Source organism: Mucilaginibacter sp. P1_A3, assembly GCF_056406855.1.
The window spans coordinates 12901-31548 of record NZ_JBFTZJ010000004.1 but is presented as its reverse complement, the minus strand read 5'-3'; the positions used below and the strand labels follow the sequence as shown (position 1 = coordinate 31548).

11 protein-coding genes are annotated in these 18648 nt (G+C 43.5%); 8 read left to right on the top strand and 3 right to left on the bottom strand.

All coding sequences use genetic code 11. The features are described from left to right. The first annotated feature begins 148 nt into the window (after window positions 1-148). The 8 genes from AC1D0K_RS09060 to AC1D0K_RS09025 all read left to right on the top strand — a co-directional run bounded on the left by AC1D0K_RS09060 (window position 149) and on the right by AC1D0K_RS09025 (window position 15133). Entirely contained in the window at window positions 149-922 is a 774-nt protein-coding gene (locus tag AC1D0K_RS09060; RefSeq protein ID WP_477391020.1) for a 3-keto-disaccharide hydrolase, read from the top strand. A 310-nt stretch (window positions 923-1232) separates the two neighbouring features. Then, complete coding sequence (locus AC1D0K_RS09055) at window positions 1233-2531, top strand: IS110 family RNA-guided transposase (protein WP_477391022.1); 1299 nt, start codon at window positions 1233-1235, stop codon at window positions 2529-2531. A 521-nt stretch (window positions 2532-3052) separates the two neighbouring features. Next, a complete protein-coding gene (locus AC1D0K_RS09050; protein ID WP_477391024.1) occupies window positions 3053-5200 on the top strand; it encodes a DUF5703 domain-containing protein in 2148 nt (715 codons plus the stop codon). Window positions 5201-5501: 301 nt separating this feature from the next. After that, complete coding sequence (locus tag AC1D0K_RS09045) at window positions 5502-8060, top strand: galactose oxidase (RefSeq protein WP_477391026.1); 2559 nt, start codon at window positions 5502-5504, stop codon at window positions 8058-8060. 103 nt (window positions 8061-8163) lie between these two features. Beyond that, the gene (locus AC1D0K_RS09040; RefSeq protein ID WP_477441398.1) at window positions 8164-10410 is read left to right on the top strand and encodes a GH92 family glycosyl hydrolase; all 2247 of its coding nucleotides are present in this window, start codon (window positions 8164-8166) and stop codon (window positions 10408-10410) included. 39 nt (window positions 10411-10449) lie between these two features. Beyond that, window positions 10450-11706 (top strand): glycoside hydrolase family 99 protein, encoded by a 1257-nt coding sequence (locus tag AC1D0K_RS09035; protein ID WP_477391030.1) that lies wholly within the window; start codon window positions 10450-10452, stop codon window positions 11704-11706. A 344-nt stretch (window positions 11707-12050) separates the two neighbouring features. Continuing rightward, complete coding sequence (locus AC1D0K_RS09030) at window positions 12051-14315, top strand: glycoside hydrolase family 3 N-terminal domain-containing protein (protein ID WP_477391032.1); 2265 nt, start codon at window positions 12051-12053, stop codon at window positions 14313-14315. Window positions 14316-14743: 428 nt separating this feature from the next. Continuing rightward, window positions 14744-15133, top strand: coding sequence for a VOC family protein (locus AC1D0K_RS09025; RefSeq protein ID WP_477441400.1), 390 nt, complete (start codon window positions 14744-14746; stop codon window positions 15131-15133). A gap of 169 nt (window positions 15134-15302) precedes the next feature. Here the strand turns inward: AC1D0K_RS09025 and AC1D0K_RS09020 are convergent, their stop codons facing one another. From AC1D0K_RS09020 to AC1D0K_RS09010, 3 genes are read right to left on the bottom strand one after another with little or no spacing between them, the layout of a single operon-like run. Next, window positions 15303-16571, bottom strand: a complete 1269-nt coding sequence (locus AC1D0K_RS09020) for a glycoside hydrolase family 99 protein (protein ID WP_477391036.1) — start codon at window positions 16569-16571, stop codon at window positions 15303-15305. 26 nt (window positions 16572-16597) lie between these two features. Next, entirely contained in the window at window positions 16598-17602 is a 1005-nt protein-coding gene (locus tag AC1D0K_RS09015) for a family 43 glycosylhydrolase (protein WP_477391039.1), read from the bottom strand. Window position 17603: 1 nt separating this feature from the next. Beyond that, the gene (locus AC1D0K_RS09010; RefSeq protein ID WP_477391041.1) at window positions 17604-18578 is read right to left on the bottom strand and encodes a family 43 glycosylhydrolase; all 975 of its coding nucleotides are present in this window, start codon (window positions 18576-18578) and stop codon (window positions 17604-17606) included. Window positions 18579-18648 lie beyond the last annotated feature (70 nt).

Here is an 18648-nt window from a genome sequence, read left to right as displayed (position 1 = left end):
GAAATAAGAGTCAAGAATCAAGAGTTAAGAATTAAGAAAAAGGCCGCAAATGGGGGATTTGTATATTATGTGCAAGATAACCAGGTAATTAGATAATTTATATCTTGACTCTTGATTCGTAACTCTTGTTTAAAAACAAATCTGAAAAATGAAACACTTTGTAATATTTGCGGCTTTATTGGCCGGTTCGGCATTAACAGCTCATGCGCAGCAAACCGCCGCCAAACCAGAAGATACTGAATACTGGACTCCTGTACCGGCGATAGTAACCCCGGCCAAAAACATGGGCGAAGCACCATCTGATGCCATTATTTTATTTGATGGTAAAAACCTGGATGAATGGGTAGCCACTAATGATTCCACATCTGCACATAAATGGAAAGTTGCCGATAAAGCAATAACGGTAGATAAAACCGCAGGCGATATCCAAACCAAACGGAAATTCATGGATTTTCAGCTTCATATTGAGTACAGGATTCCCTCAAATATTACAGGTAAAAGCCAGGCACGCGGTAACAGTGGTATTTTCCTGGCAGCCCTGCCCTGGGGAGCCGGTGGATATGAATTGCAGGTGTTGGATAACTATAACAACCCAACTTATGTTAACGGCCAGGTAGGTAGTTTATATAAACAATCGCCACCATTGGTGAACGCCTGCCGCAAACCTGGTGAATGGCAATATTATGATGTGATATGGACCGCACCCCGCTTCAATGAGGATGGTACCCTAAAATCAGCGGCGCGGGCCACGGTGTTGCACAACGGGGTACTGGTTCAAAACAATACAGCGTTAAAAGGAGATACCCCATACATCGGTCAGCCCGAATACCGTAAACACGGCGCCGAGCCTATTAAATTACAGGCCCATGGCGATAAAAGCGAGCCGATAAGCTACCGGAATATTTGGGTGAGGGAGCTATAAGGGCTGTCTAAAAATAAAAGAAACGACCATCGAGTGGTACAATCCGGTGGCCTAGGAAGGGGAAATGACGTTAAAAAGGTTTGTCAGTCTGAGTTGTAAAATCCTGCGGCCTCTAAAGGTTAAATGACATATTTTTGTATAGCCGTGCAGCATGGCCGAACGAGTTATAGTGCTTAATGCCTGTTGCTGAGTATGGTTCCGAAGATCAGAGTCTGAAGGTGTGGTACGATCATACTGATTTGTCCGATGGGTAGCCTGTCTTTTTCTTTATACTCCTTCGGGCACGGCTTATTAATAAAATAAGTCATTAATGGAAAAGATGCATTTTCATGCAGCCGGTATAGATATCGGCTCGCGTAAAGTTTTCGTAGGGCTTGAGAATAAGCCTGTACGTTCGTTTGAAACCTTCACCAGCGACCTGGTGGCCCTTAAAGATTATTTATTAGAAAACAGTGTAAGCACCATAGCAATGGAAGCGACAGGTGTTTACTGGTATGTGCTGTATGATATTCTTTTGGATGCAGGATTGGATGTCTGGCTGGTAGACGGCCGTCAGACTCGTCAGTTGCCGGGTAGAAAAACAGATGTTAAAGATTGCCAGTGGATCCAGCAGCTGCACAGTTATGGTTTATTGAACCGCTGTTATGTTTCAGAAGGTTTGATCAAAGAACTACGCAGTTACCAAAGGCTGCGGGAAGACCACCTGCGAAGTGCAGCCATGCATGTTCAGCATATGCAAAAAGCACTGATTGAGATGAACATCCGTTTGCCGGAAGTATTAAGCCAGGTTCACGGAGTAAGTGGGATGGCATTAATCACCGCTATACTGGCGGGCGAAAGAGATCCGCATCAGCTGGTTTCGTTGTGCCATAAAAGTATCCGGGAAAAGAAAGGTGAAGAATTGTTGAAAGCCTTGGAGGGACATTATACTTCACAAGGACTTTTTGCATTGGATCAGGCTTATAAAGGTTATCAGTTTTACCAAGGCCAGATATTTGACTGTGACCGGCAGATCGATAGCACACTGCAAAAGATCAATAGGGATAAGGCGCTGCCCCCGGGGACAAACAGAGGCAAAAGGAAAGCCATCCGCCACAATAAACCCCATATAAATGGCCTTGGTGACCATTTGTTAAAAATATTTGGCGGCAGGGATGCGACCAAACTGCCCGGGTTTACCGATTATAACTGGTTACAACTATATTCAGAAGTAGGGTCTGACTTGAGTAAGTGGCCAAGTGAAAAACACTTTACCAGTTGGCTTGGATTGTCGCCGGGGCAGGATTGGTCAGGAAAAAAAAATAAAAGCAAGAGCAAAGGCAAGCCCACGGTAGGACAAATATTCAAGCAGATGGCCCACGGCTTATTAAACAGCAAATATATTGGTTGGGGAGCCTTTGCCAGAAGATTAAGAGGAAGAAAAGGCCCCGCTATAGCTATTAAAGCCACGGCCAGAAAATTGGCTGTTCAATACTGGCGTTTAATAGTCAAAGGAGCAGACTTTGTGGAAAAAGGTTTGGAGGTCTATGAAGCCATACTTAAGGAACAGAAAAAAAGGCGGTTAGAGAAACTCGCCTTTGAACTGAACATGGAATTGGTACCTGCATAACTAATATGTCATGGGCAGGAACGAAGGATCTATTTGCAAACTGTACAGGGCGAAGAAGTATAGCGGAGAATAGATCCTTCACTATCGTTACCCATGACGTATTGGATTTTGAGGCGTGTGGGCCTGTCAGTCTGAGCCTGTCGAAGACTCGCGCGGAGAGGCCTTTGCCCACTATCCTTCGACAGGCTCAGGATGACAGCCATTTTTGTTACGTCATTTTCTCCCTCAGAGGCCACCAGATTTTACGAATCGCAATGACGATCTTTTTCTCTATTTTTAAAGAGCTTCTAAGGTTACGGTGCTTTATAAAAAAACTTATTTCATTTAAAGAGTTATTCGGTTAATCAATTTTTAAGGGTTTATTAAGCTGCGGATGTTTATTTGTACCATCAATTAACCGGGTAAGCTGCATTATAAAGTTCTGTTTATTCCTTTGCTGTTTAAATACTACAGTATAAACGCTCGTGGTTAATTGCTGACGTATTGTTTCATGCTTCGGATACTTATCTACCTAAATAAAAATGAATAGAAAGCCTTTTGTACTGATTAATGTTTTCCTGTGTTTAATTCTTGCCTCCACCGTTTTTGCCAACCCAAAAGCCCCGGAGGATACCTTGCTTGATAAATATAATGTTCTTTGGGATACGCCCGGCCCCGGTTCGGCGCAATCCATGCCTTTGGGTAACGGCGATATTGGCCTGAACCTTTGGGTAGAGAAAAATGGCGACCTGGTTTTCTACATCAGCAAAACCGATGCATGGGGCGGCGAGCTGGCTGCTCAAAAAGACGAGTGGATGAAACAGGGCGGCGTGCTGATGAAGTTGGGGGCTATAAGGGTATCGGTAAATCCCAATCCTTTAGCTAATGGTTCGGTTTTTAAACAGGTACTCCAACTAAAAACAGGCGAAATATTAATACAGGAAGGGGAGGGTGCATCCGCGGTTAACCTTAGGGTTTGGGTTGATGCCAATAACCCCGTGATTAGGGTGGAAACTCATAGTGCAGCTCCCGGAACAGTAAGTGTAAAACTCGAAAACTGGCGCTCGGGTTTAACGGATACCGTTTTAAAAAATCAAAAGGGACGTATAGCCTGGTATCACCATAACGCGGCAACTGCTGATCCTCATTTGGCTAATCTTACTTTTGGGTCCATTATTAAAGGTAAAGGCCTGGTGAATAAGGATAATGCAACCTTACAGTCGGCTAAGGCAGGTGCCTCACAATTGATCTCTATTTATCCATTAACGTCGGTTGCCGAAAGTGGTGATCAATGGTTATCAAGCCTTCAAACTAAAATAAGCCAAATTGAGAAATTAAAACTCGAACAAACACGGCTGGCCCATCAGCAATGGTGGCGGCAATTCTGGCAGCGCAGCTGGGTATTTGTACGGGGAGATGAGCAGGCTAATCAGGTTACGCAAGGTTACGTTTTGCAGCGCTTTGTTACTGCATGCGCCGGTAGGGGGGCTTATCCCATAAAATTCAACGGGTCTATTTTTGTGGTGGATAACCCTGCTAAAAATGAAAATGCCGATTTTCGTGCCTGGGGTGGTCAATATTGGTTTCAAAATACCAGGGCTATGTATTGGCCAAGGCTCATGGCCGGTGATTTTGATATGATGCTGCCGTTGTTTGGTATGTACGCCAATATTTTGCCCGCCAATGCCGCCCAAGTTCAGCAATATTATCATCATGCCGGGGCCTATTTTGCAGAAACCTCACCTTTTTGGGGCGGACTGAATTTCATGGGACCCGATGTGAAGGCCAATTATACCAATCATTACTTTACGCCCATATTGGAAATAAGCATGATGATGCTTGATTATTATGAATATACCGGTGATGCCGCCTTTGCTAAAAAAACCTTATTGCCCGTTGCCACAGCCGGGCTGCAGTTTTTTGATCAGCATTTTGGCCGGGATAGCACCGGGAAGCTCTTGCTTGATCCTGATAATGCTATAGAAATGTTTTGGAAAGTGCATAACCCTGCACCCGATATTGCAGGTTTACATGCCGTACTTGGCCGGATGATAAAACTGCCTGCGGATATAGTGGATGATAAAACACGTTTACAATGGCAAAAATTTTATGAGGAGCTGCCTGCCTTACCCACAGTAAATGATAATGGTAAAACTTTGCTTTTGCCTTACACCGGCCCGCAAACGGCAAAATCATTCAATAGTGAAAACCCCGAATTATATGCCATTTATCCGTTTCGTATTTATGGTCTGGGCAAGCCCGGTTTGGATGTAGCTGTAAATACTTTTAATGCACGTAAGCAGCGTTCAAAAGGGTGCTGGGTTCAGGACCCCATACAGGCTGCCATGATAGGCGATGCTGATGTGGCTAAGGATTATGTAAGTTTTGCGCTTACCCGCAAAGATCCTCAACTTAAATTTCCAGCCTTTTGGGATAAAGCCAATGATTATATGCCCGATGAAGATAACGGCGGTAACGGCGAAAATGGCCTGCAATTAATGTTAATGCAGGTTGATGGTAAAAAAATAATACTTTTACCTGCATGGCCCAAAGGTTGGGATGCTGATTTTAAACTTAACGCGCCATATAACACAACGGTAGAAGGGACTGTTGAAAATGGAAAGCTTGTTAACCTGAAAGTTATCCCCCAAAGCCGGATGGCCGATGTGGTTGATATGACGAAACATTAATAAGCCGATGAGGCGGTCGACCCATCGAAAACATGCTTTTGTTTGAGCAAAAGGTTAAGGCACTTAATATTTGTGGTAAATTGGTATTAATATTTGTTAAATTTATACCAGTTACTTTGGGCCGGCCTTCACTGCATTGTTACTTTATATAAAGTTATATTCCTTGAATGTGTATAGTTTTTATTGTAATTTAGCCAGCATATCACATGTAATCTAAACATTTTACATGTTTTCATAACCTGAATTATTAAACTATACGCCGGGTACTTAAGTTTCAATACTTATTGTGTACTTATTCAACATGAGATTTTTTTTATCGGGAACTATAACGGTTATTTTATTAAATATCCTATTCATATTGCCAGCCAATGCGCAATCGTATGGGCTGGGATTTTATAGTCACGAAGTAGTACAGGATAAACGCACCACTTTAGATCTTAGCCTGAGTAATATTGCCCCAAAAGATAATCTTGAAGTTTCATTTGATCTGTCTTTCATCCCCAATCACGAAATTTATTTTGGGTATATATTAAGAATCGTTGACGATAATAAGCAAAATATCGACCTTGTATATGATAACCAGGCCAATACCCGGCACTTTAAAATCATCATAGGCGAACGACTTTCAAAGATCTCTTTTAATATTGATGATAAGCTATTATTTGAGCGCTGGAACAAACTGCGGTTATTGATAGATTATAAGAATGATAAGATCACCGTGTTCTCGGGCCGCGAGTCATTTTCTGAGTTGGGTGTTCATCTGAAACAAAGCAGAAACTACAAATTGCTTTTTGGCGCTAATGCCTACCGCCAGTATCAAACAACCGATCTTCCGCCTATAAAATTAAGGGACGTAAATGTATCGCAAAGCGGTAAACTGTTATCTAATTGGCCGCTTAATGAATGGGAAGGCTGTGTTGCTAATGAAACAGTGAACCAAAACAACGGAACAATAACAAACCCATTATGGATTAAGGCCCGTCATCGTAACTGGCAAATGGAAAAGGAATTTACGGTACCGGGCGATGCCAGCCTGGCCTTTGATGCCGCAAATGAGGCCATTCATATTATCTCCCAGGATTCGTTGGTTACTTTTTCTGTTAATAAAACGCCGCAGCTAAAAAGTACGGCTTACCAATCAGGCCGGCAAATGCTGGTACCAGGTGATCAGGCTGTATTTGGTAATGATAAGCTGTACTATTTGTACATAGATCAAATGGCTATTGCTACCTATGATTTTAAAGCTGGCAAATGGAACAAAGGTTTCAAAAACCGGGCAACCAATAACGGGCACCTGAATAAGTTTTACAGCAAATCGGATAGCTCTGTATACACTATTGGCGGCTATGGGCAGCTAATATATAAGGATAGTGTTAAACGATATAATGTGATTACCAATACCTGGCAAAAGGTAAAGGTTAAGGGCGATACGTTTACCCCCCGTTATCTGGCCGGGCTGGGCACCAATGCAACCGGCGATACGGCTTACGTAATTGGCGGTTATGGGAGCGCATCCGGGCAGCAGATAGTAAACCCGCGCAATTTGTATGATATGATGCGCTTTTCTGTTAAAGATAAATCCTTTAAAAAACTGTTTAGCATCGATGTTAAAAATGAGGATTTTGTATTTGCCAATTCCCTCGTCGTTAACGAAAAAAACAGGTCATACTATGGGCTTATTTTTCCGCAGCACAAATTTAATTCAAGTCTTCAACTCATAGAAGGATCTTTGGATAAGGCAAGCTACCACCTGGTGGGCGATACTATTCCCTTTCTTTTTCATGATATTCACGCTTATGCAGATCTGTGTTATTTTGCGCATAGCGGTAAGTTTTTGGCTGTAACCCTTTTTAGAGAAAACGATAGAACGCGAATCAAGATCTATTCGCTTTTAAGTCCGCCCGAGCCATTGGCCGATAAGGTAATGGAGATTAGTCATAGCTATCTTATATGGATAGGAGGTGTTTGTGTGGCTGGTTTGGGTTTAGCTTTGGTGGTTGTGATCAGTCGTCGCCGTAAAAAAGCTTCAGCAATACCGATGGTGATACCCAAAAGTGTCGAAGAACAGCCCGTCGCCGTTCATCAACCTGAGCCGGAAGTAATAATTGCTGCAGACGATCATACCCGGAATAACAACAACAGTAACGCCATATTTTTATTTGGCGATCTGCAGCTTTTTACGCCGGACAGAAACGAGATCACCAAGTATTTTACACCCCTGCTAAAAGAGCTGTTCCTGGTTATTTTGCTCTACTCGGTAAAACTGGATAGAGGAGTAAGCTCCGAAAAGCTGAATGAGATACTTTGGTTTGATAAATCAGAAAAAAGCGCCCGTAATAACCGGTCGGTAAATATTGCCAAGCTTAAATCATTGTTGGATAAAATGGGGCATTGCCATTTATCAAAAGATACCGGTTACTGGAAAATAGCGATTGATTATAGCAACATCCTGGTTGATTACCACAATTACCTCAACATCGTATCCAACAAAACCAAACTTAACAAACAAAAGATAATTCAGCTTACCCATATCACCCAAAGAGGTAATTTTTTATCGAACATTGAATACGAATGGCTTGATGCTTTTAAATCCGAAGTATCTAACGAGATCATTGATTCCTATATACAATTTGCAAACAGCGTTCAAATAGCTGATGATCCTGAGTTTTTGATAAAGCTGGCCAATGATATTTTCTATTTCGACCCGGTAAATGAGGAGGCCATGATATTAAAGTGCAAGGCCCTTGCGCACATTGGTAAACACTCGCTTGCAAAAAATACTTTCGAAAACTTTAACAAAGAGTATAAAGTAATTTATGGTGAAGCTTTTGATCGTGATTTTCATTCAATTCTTGAATAAATCTGTTACAAACGTTATTTTCTTCCCTAATTAATCAAATATTAATAGTTCATTAAGCTTTATGAACAATTTTGGGCTATAAACCAATTATAAATTTTTACAGATGGTTAACCATTTTTCCCGTTTATTAAAACCGGTTGTTTTATGTGCCCTGTGCAGTATGGCAGCTGCGGGTACAAGCTACGCGCAAACCACCGATGGCAATTTAGTGTATATTGACCCAAGGATAGGCAACGTGGGGCAACTATTGGAACCCACCCGGCCAACTATGCACCTGCCCAATCAAATGATCAGGATGTACCCTAAAAGGGCCGATTATATTGACGACCAGATTTCAAGCTTCCCGCTCAATATGGTTTCGCATAGGTTGGGCGAGGTTTTTGCCATAAAGTCCGATAATAAACCACTCACCATTGAGTCATGGAACCAGAAAATGACTTATGATCATGATCTGGAAGTTACGCGGCCGTGGTATTATTCCACTTATCTTATTGATAAAGGTATTACTGTGGAATTTACACCTGGCAAAAAAGTTGGCGAATACAGGTTTACTTTCCCCGCTAAAACTGCCGCCAAAAGTATTCTGTTTAATGTATATAATGAGGGACCAGCAACCTGGAGCTTTACGGGTGGTAACGAGCTTACCGGTACAGAAGTTTATCATGACGATATTAAAATTTACGTTTACGGGCAGTTTAGCGCTAAAGGAAATGCAGGTGTAATTAAGGATAGCGCTTTAATTAACCAGCCATCGATAGAGGGTAAAGGGGCCCGGTCATTTATCACATTTGCAGCTGATGCTCCTGATCATATTGAATTTAAATATGCCATATCATACGTAAGTGCTGAGCAGGCCAAACAGAATTTTAAGGATGAGTTTACCGGGGTTGATTTTGCAAAGTTGGAAGCATCGGCCAAAAGCGCCTGGGCAAAAGTGGTGAACCAGATCAATATTGAGGGTGGTACCGTGGCACAACGCCGGTCGTTTTATACAGCGCTTTACCGCAGTAATGAGCGTATGGTGAACATCAACGAGGATGGGCATTATTATAGTGGGTATGATAAAAAAGTGCATGACAGTAACAGACCTTTTTATGTAGATGATTGGGTTTGGGATACCTACCTGGCATTACACCCGCTAAGAAGCATACTAAACCCCGCCATGGAATCGGATATGTTGAACTCCTACGTGAACATGTACCAGCAAAGCGGCTGGATGCCTACGTTTCCCGTATTGTTTGGCGATAACCCCTGCATGAATGGTTTTCACTCAACAGTGATGTTCCTGGATGATTACCGCAAGGGTATCCGTGGCTTCGATGTAGGAAAAGCATATGAAGGTATTGTAAAAAATGCAACACAGGCTACCATGCTGCCATGGGAAAATGGCCCTAAATGCGAGCTGGATGATTTTTATTATAACAAAGGATTTTTTCCGGCCCTGCAAAAAGGTGAAAAGGAAACCGTGAGCCTGGTTCATTCGTTTGAGAAAAGACAGGCTGTTGCCGTAACCCTTGGCGGCAGTTATGATGATTGGGCAGTTGGCCAGCTGGCAACTGAATTGAAGAAGACAAACGATGAGGCCACATTTACCAAACGTGCATTAAACTATAAAAACCTGTGGAACGATGATAAAAAGATGTTTATCCCTAAAGATAAGGATGGCAACTGGATTAACATCGACCCTAAATTTGATGGCGGCCTTGGCGGACGTGATTTTTATGATGAAAACAACGGCTGGACTTACCTGTGGCAGGTGCAGCATGATATACCCGGCCTTATTAATTTAATGGGTGGCAACGATAACTTCCAGGCTAAACTTGATCAAACATTTCGCGAGAGTTTAGATAGGAGTAAATATCAGTTTTGGGCTAAATTTCCGGATGCAACAGGTTTAGTTGGCCAGTACTCTATGGGTAACGAGCCAAGTTTCCATATCCCGTACCTGTATAACTATGCCGGTGCTCCATGGAAAACCCAAAAGCGTATCCGTTTCCTGCTTGATGTATGGTATAAGGATAACATCTTTGGTATCCCCGGTGATGAAGATGGCGGTGGCATGTCGGCCTTTGTGGTGTTTTCCTCTATGGGTTTTTATCCTATTACACCTGGCAAGCCGGTATACACCATTGGTAGCCCGGTTTTTAGCAAGGTTACTATCAATTTATCAAATGGTAAGCAATTTAAAATGGAAGCCAATAATTGCTCGGTGATCAATAAGTATATCCAAAGCGCGAAGTTTAATGGCAAAGTTTTAAATAAGCCCTGGTTTACACATGAACAATTAACCTCCGGAGGTACCCTCCAACTGGAGATGGGGCCAAAACCAAATAAAAGCTGGGGTATCTGATTTAACCAATAAAAACAAAACATATTAAATTTTCTCCTGATGAAAAAACAAGTTTTTAGCATCTTGCTGCTATTGCTATGCGCTGTTGCTTACGGTCAAAAACATAGTAAAACGTCGGCATTTAAAAGTTACAAGGGGCTGGTAATGGCCGGCTACCAGGGCTGGTTCAATGCGCCTGAAGATGGTGGTGGCCGGGGCTGGAATCATTACACATCGCATGGTAAGTTTGAACCGGGCTTTACCAATATTGATGTATGGCCTGATGTGAGCGAATATAAAAAGACATATAAATCGCCCTTTAAACTGGCCGATGGAAGTGATGCTTACCTCTATAGCTCCTATGATGCGTCATCTGTTGAAACCCATTTTAAATGGATGCAGGAGTACGGCGTAGATGGTGTATTTGTACAACGCTTTATTGGCGATGTACAACGGGGCAGCGGGCGTAACCATAACGATGTGGTTTTGGGTAACGCGCTTAAATTTTCTGAAAAATACCACAGGGCAATTTCGGTAATGTATGATCTTTCGGGAATGGGTGCCGGTGGCGATTCATTGGTTATTAGAGACTGGAAGCATTTGGTTGATAGCATGAAGTTAACCAACCGCGGCAATAACCAAACCTGGCTATATCATAATGGCAAACCACTTATTGCTGTATGGGGAGTTGGCTTTAACGATAACCGCAAATATGGCCTTGCAGAAGCTGAAAGAATCATTGATTTTTTAAAGAACGACCCTGTTTATGGTGGATGCGCTGTTTTATTGGGTGTGCCAACCTACTGGCGCGATTTTGGGAATGATACGGAGAACGATCCTCAACTGCATAATCTGTTGCGGAAGGTTGATATTGTTCATCCCTGGTTTGTGGGCAGATTTAATGAAGAATCATACCCCAAATTTGAGGCGAGGATTGTTGATGATATTGCCTGGTGCAAAGCCAATAAGGTGGAGTATGTACCCACCGTTTTTCCCGGCTTTAGCTGGCACAATATGAACCCTCGCAGTCCTCAAAACCAGATTCCCCGCAACCGGGGCCACTTTTACTGGAAACAGATTAACGGCGCTATAAAAAGCGGTGCCGACATGCTGTACGTAGCCATGTTTGATGAAGTTGATGAAGGCACTGCCATCCTGAAAGCATCAAAAAATCCACCGGTTGGCTTAAGCACCTTTGTTAAGTATGAGGATGATGTGCCCAACGATTATTACCTGTACCTAACCGGTTATGCTGCCAAAATGCTCAGGCATCAGGTGCCTTTGCAGGAGAATGTGCCATTGCCGGTTCGTAAGTAAAGTGTTGCGGATTGCGGATTGCGTGTTGCGTGTTGCGGGTTGCGGGTTGCGGGTTGCGGGTTGCGGGTTGCGGGTTGCGGGTTGCGGGTTGCGGGTTGCGGGTTGCGGGTTGCGGGTTGCGGGTTGCGGGTTTGAAAAAATGCGGACAAGTTACGTGGAATTTTAAAAACTCTTGATGGTCAAATTTGCGAAATCATCAAAATTCAGCTCTTGTTAATGCTTTATTAATTACTTATTAGTTGTCCACACATAGCTTAGCCGAAGTATAAACCAAATAATTAAGCCTGGTTGTTAGGTAAACCAATCGATTGTATTCAAATATTAATCTTATCATATAATAAAGTATGAAGAAAAAGAACGCCTCAATTTTGGCTCTTTTAACGATGACTTTTTGTTCATTTAATAATCCGGATCAACCGGTAAAACTTCCTTACAAGGATGCTAAATTACCGGTTGAAAAACGCGTAGCGGATCTGCTCAGCAGGATGACTACTGTCGAAAAAATCAGGCAGCTGGATATGTTTTGGGGGCACGAGGTTGCCAACATGAAAGGGCACGAGGCCGAATCAGTTTCTGATAGTGCTAAAATTAATATCGGTACACAAGGCATCGGCTCGGTGCATGATCTTTATCCATTAACCGCGGCTGTTACCAACCAGATTCAGCGGTATGCGCTGGAGAAAACAAGGCTGGGCATCCCTGTATTATTCATTGAGGAAGGGTTGCATGGCTATGAAAGCCTGGGAAGTACTACCTTCCCTACACCTATGGCGCTGGCCGGTGCTTGGGATACTGCCATGGTACACAAGGCCGGTCACATCATTGCTACCGAGGTACGCGCGCATGGTGTTAATATGATATTGGGACCTGTGCTTTGCCTGCCGCGCGATCCGCGCTGGGGAAGAGTTGAAGAAACTTACGGCGAAGATCCGTACCTGGCGGCGGCCAATGGCGTGGCTATGGTAAAAGGCATGCAAGGGAATAAATTAAGCAACCCAGATGCCGTTGTAGCCGAGCCCAAGCATTTTGCCGTACATGGCGTACCCGAAGCGGGTAGCAATATGGCCCCCGTAAATATGGGTGAGAGAGAAGCCCGTTCATCATTTTTATATGTGTTTGAAAAAGCGGTTAAAGAGGGTGGCGCTTTGGGCATGATGGCTGCATACAGCGAAATTGACGGTATTCCCTGTGTGGATAATCGCTGGTTGCTGCAGGATGTTTTGCGCAAGGAATGGGGCTTTAAAGGTTTCGTCCTGTCGGATCTTGGGGCCATCAAGATGTCTTTGAATAGTCACCAGGTAGCTTCAGACCCGGCCGATGCACTGGCGCAAACTTTTACTGCCGGGCTGGATATGCAGTTTTATGATTTCCCGCATCAGCAGTTTATGGATGCGATGACAAAGGCTTTAAACAATAAGCAATTGGCCATGGCCAGCCTTAACCGGGCGGTATCCAACGTACTTAGGGTTAAATTTATGCTGGGTTTGTTTGATAATCCATATATAGATGAGGCATTACTTAAAAAAGTGAACCATACGGAGGCCAGCCGGGCAGTAGCATTGCAGGCTGCACAGGAAGGCATCAGCTTGTTGAAAAATGAAAATTCGGTGTTGCCACTTGGTGCCAATGTGCATTCTATTGCTGTTATTGGGCCACTTGCGGCCAGTACTTATTTGGGCGGATATGCCAATAAGGATGGTAAAGGTGTAGCCATTATTGACGCCTTAAAGCAAAGGGCAGGCAATAGTTTGGATATTAAATATGAACCCGGTTATTCACCGGCTGATACATCGGTTGTAGGGCAAGCGGAAAATCTGCAGAAAGCAATTAGCACGGTTAACGGTGCCGATGTTGCCATAGTTGTTTTGGGAGAAGATATTAACGAAGTGGGCGAGGGAAAAGATCGCTCCAATCTGGATCTGAACCATCAGCAAACGAGGTTGATAGAAGCTATTTATAAAACAGGCAAGCCCACAGTAGTTGTGCTTTTTAACGGGCGGCCTTTATGTATCAATTGGGTAGCAAAAAAAATCCCAGCCATTGTTGAATCGTGGTTTTTGGGCGAAACAGGCGGGCTGGCTATAGCTGATGTTTTACTGGGAAAAATCAATCCATCAGGTAAATTGCCAATGACATTTCCACGGTCGGTAGGGCAGTTGCCTTATTATTATAACCATAAGCCAACCTCAAGGCACGTATATGTTGATCAGGATACTTCGGCCTTGTTTCCCTTTGGGCATGGTTTAAGTTATACTACTTTTCAATATTCAGATCTGCACATTAGCCAGGCGCGTATCCCGGTTAATGGTTCGGTAAATGTAAGTATCAGCATAAAAAATACCGGCAAGGTTGAAGGTACTGAGGTTGTACAGCTTTACTTGCGCGATGTTATTGCAAGTGTTACTACACCCGTAAAATCGTTAAAAGGCTTTAAACGCATCTCCCTGAAGCCGGGCGAAAGCGGCACCGTACATTTTAAACTGGATAACAGGGAACTGATGCTTTGGAACAGGCAAATGAAACAGGTTGTTGAACCCGGCGAGTTTAAAATAATGGTAGGTAGCTCATCGGAAGATATCCGGGCGAGGGGGAGTTTTATAGTTTATTGATGTGCGGATTTTAGGTTAAAAGTCCTAAAAGTATCCTGGTATAAATGAGATTAACCGGGATTTAGTTGATGTTATCAGGTATTTGATAACCTATGTGCCCGGGGTGAGATACGGGCACATTTTTTTTAAAAATTTAACCGTTTAAACCGACCGTCATTGCGAGGTACGAAGCAATCTCTTTGCTCTACAGAGCGAACAGAAAAGTGTATAACCTAACTATTCGATTTGCCTATGTGGAGATTGCTTCGTACCTCGCAATGACGCGAAAATATGTGCTTCATTAGAGCATAAAAACATTAATGAATCAAATTTAGACAGCCGTTTAATATTCGGTTAGAATTTTGATTTGCTTTCAATTTTTGAACTCCTGATATTTATGATAACGAAGTATTCATTAGCTGCTTATCTCACTACATAAATGTAAAATAATGTCAAAGCTTAACTTCATTACGCCTTTTTTTATTGTTTCGAATTTAAAAGATTCGGTATCATTTTATGTAAATAAACTTGGGTTTGAAGTTTGGTATACTGGTCCTGACGATGACCCATATTGGGCGATGGTGGGCCGTGGCCCTGTTTCCATTATGCTTAAAGCTATCGCTGATGACATAAAACCCATTCCGAATCATACCCGGCATGAATGGGCCCCCTGGGATGCGTACATTTCTATTGAAGAGTCTGACGCCTTATTTGAAGAATTTAGCTCAAACGGCGTCACATTTCGGCAACCTCTTGGGGACAACAGCGATGGGTTGCGTGGTTTTGAAGTAACAGATGTCGATGGCTATGTTTTGTTTTTTGGTCGACCTAAAGCCTGACCATATTTTTTCTTAACAGGTTATAGTTAGGTACAAAGCATTGTGGACTATGCAGATTTGCCCTGTATACATCGCGCTGTGTTCAATGACATGATTTATAATGATAAAGAAACAAAAAGGCCGCTGAGATCATTGATCCCGGCGGCCTTTTTATACATGTAACGTAAACTTACAACACCGGCTTTGTAGGCCTTGTTGCGGTAAGCGGAATTGTTTTCTTAAACATCTTGGCTCCGTCGCCGGTAAGCCTTAGGTAATAGTCTGCAGAGCAGGCTGTGCCATCTTCATCTAATGATAAAAAGCCTGATCCTGCCGGTACAAAAGCCTGGGTTTCGGCGGTTTTGGCTATCTGGTTGCCTTCGTTATATTCATCAAACATCGAGATATAAATACCCTGCGCGCCAACCCTGGTCATATTGTAAAATTGCCTCCACATAAAATCGCCGTGGGCACGCTGATGGGCTGATAGGTCGCCGGGCATAACGCAGGGCTGGTAATCAATACCGTTGGCATTGCAATAAGCCTGGTCGGCTTTATTGATAGTTACATAAAAGCCGTCGGACTGGTTGGCATTGCCAATTCGCCCAACCATCCAGGGCGAAAGCATATCAAATGCTTTATATGTACTTAAAAATTCCGAACGTGAATCGCTGGTTTGTGTCAACCAGTTTGTGGGCACACCTCCAATAACGTAACATCCTTTGCTTTTAAACCATTTAATTACCTCAAGGCAATTTGCTGCGGTAAAATTGTGATTATCATCTGCAAAGCCAAAGCCCCAGATGCATACCACCGGTTTGCCGTTTTGCTTTGCATAGGCAGGCGACGAAGTATATTGCGACATCTTATTGGTCCAGTCGGTTTTTAATTCGCTTTGCATATTTGTCCAGCCGCTTACATCATACATAATGTAAAACTTTACGCCATTGGCCTCTGCTGCAACCTTGGTTTTGGCGGCCATGGCATCGCGCACGGGGCCTTCCAATCCACTTGGATTAAAGCGTTGTAACGCCGCGCCATCAATGCCATATTGTTTCATCCATTTAAATTGCACATCAATGGTTTGATCTGAAAACGATGAGAACAGTGTGGCCGGCTGACCATTGTTCAGATTAGCAAATTTGGTTGGAAAGGTATGGGTATAATCGCGCACATCGGGCCATGCCGAAATCGCCTTGTTGGTTGGCGATGGCTGCTGCTCCCAGGTTTGCGCCCAGTGCCAGTACCTGTCAATTGGCGACCCATCGCCTATTGCGGCAAACCACCCCTGGTAGCCAACAACAACTTTACCTACAACATCACCAACCGGTGAAGGGGTACGGTCGATAGTATCCGTTGGTGTTACCGGCGGCGCCGGATCGGGGCTATGTTTTTTTGAGCAGCTGTAGCTCACGGCTATCAATGCTGTTATCAGCAACACATTAAATCTTTTCCTCATGTCAGTTTGGTTTTTTGTAAATGCTTTTATTTTTTCTTCCCGTTTATATCTGTCTGGATGATCTTGCGGATGGTACCATCTGCATTGTAATACAGCTTGTTTACGCAAATTGACCGCAGCCAATCATTGTGTGATAGCGAGCTGTTATGATAAAAGGCATACCACTGGCCCTTAAATTCAACAATAGAGCCATGATCAGTAAAACTGTCTGTTGGGCCTATATATACCCCTTTATAAGTCCAGGGGCCTAATGGGCTACTGCTTGTTGCATAGCGCATGCGGTTATGTTTACCGGCTTCGTTAAAGTTATCGGCGTATGATAAGTAGTATACCTCATTCCGTTTGTGTACCCAGCTTGCCTCATGAAAATCGGTAAGGCCCTGCATGGTTTTCATTTCGCCATCAAGTTCCATCATGTTATCCTTCAGCTTGCCGCCTTTACAAATGTTGCCGCCACCGTAGTATAAATAGGCCTGCCCGTCGTCGTCAACAAACACACATGGATCTATCAATGATTCCAAATCCTTGATGTATCCCTGCGATTTAAAATCTTTGGCCGGGCTTTTACTGGTGGCTACGCCGATTTTCCAGGTAGTATTCCATTCGGTACCGCTTTGGTGGGGGAAGTAGAAGTAATAGGTGCCATTTTTATAAGCACAATCGGGCGCCCACATAAAACCGCCATCGGCGCGTCCCCAATCAACATCTGCAGCGCTTAATATTTGGCCTTCGTCGCGCCAGTGCACCATATCATCGGTTGAGTAAACGTGATATTTATCCATCAGATCGCATCCCCGCGGTGGATCTACATCATGGGATGGGTATATATACAGCCTGCCATCGGCCCAAACGTGGGCCGATGGATCGGCTGTATAAATATCAGTAACAAAGGGATTTTTGAACCCATCGCCCTCAGCACCTTCAATAACCGGCGGAGGTGTGTTTTTATTGGTATCACCTTTTTTTGCACAGCTACCGGTTATTAAAATCGATGCTATGAAGAGGATGCTATGGATTATCTTCCTGTTCATATTATTTGCTTTTTATAGCGCCTGTTGGCACTACTTTTTTTATAGTACCATCGGCATTATAATAAAGCTTATCTACGCAGATTGATCTTAACCAATCCTGGTTAGATAGAGAACTGTTATGATAAAACGCGTACCATTGGCCCTTAAACTGAACGATGGAACCATGATTGGTATAGCTATCGGTAGGATCCATGTAGATACCTTTTGAGGTCCAGGGGCCTAAAGGGCTGGTGCTGGTTGCATAGCGCATTTGATTGTGCTTGCCGGCAACATCATGGTTATCTGAGTACGAAAGGTAATAAATGCCATTCCGTTTATGCACCCAGCTGGCTTCGTGAAAATCTTCCAGACCTTCCATTTTTTGCATTTCGCCGTCAATCTCCACCATATTGCTTTTTAGCTTACCGCCTTTGCAGGTGCCGCCGCCGCCGTAATAAAAGTAGGCTTGTCCGTCATCATCAATAAACACACATGGATCTATCATTGATTCCAGGCCTTTGATATACCCCTGCGATTTAAAACCGCTTGCCGGGCTTTTACTGGTGGCAACGCCTATTTTCCAGGTACTGTTCCAGGCCGTGCCGCTTGGGTGGGGGAAGTAGAAGTAATAGGTTCCGTTTTTATAAGCACAATCCGGCGCCCACATAAAGCCACCTTCGGGGCGGCCCCATTCAATCTGGCTGGCACGCAGTATTTCGCCATGATCTTTCCAGTGTACCATATCATCGGTTGAGTAAACGTGATATTGGTCCATCAGATCACAACCGCGTGGTGGGGCAACATCATGGGATGGATATACATATAAGCGGCCATCCTTCCATACATGCGCGGATGGATCTGCAGTGTAAATATCTGTTACAAAGGGTACGCCAACAGGTGTGGTTTCGGCAGGTTTTTCCTGTGCTTTACATGGTGCTGTGGATAACAGCGCCATAACCATTACGGCTGAAATGCTTAATAAATTACATTTAATCATTAGGATAATGTGTCTTTAAAATAGCAGAGAGTAGTAACTCTCCGCTATTTTGATGTTTAAAAATTAGAGG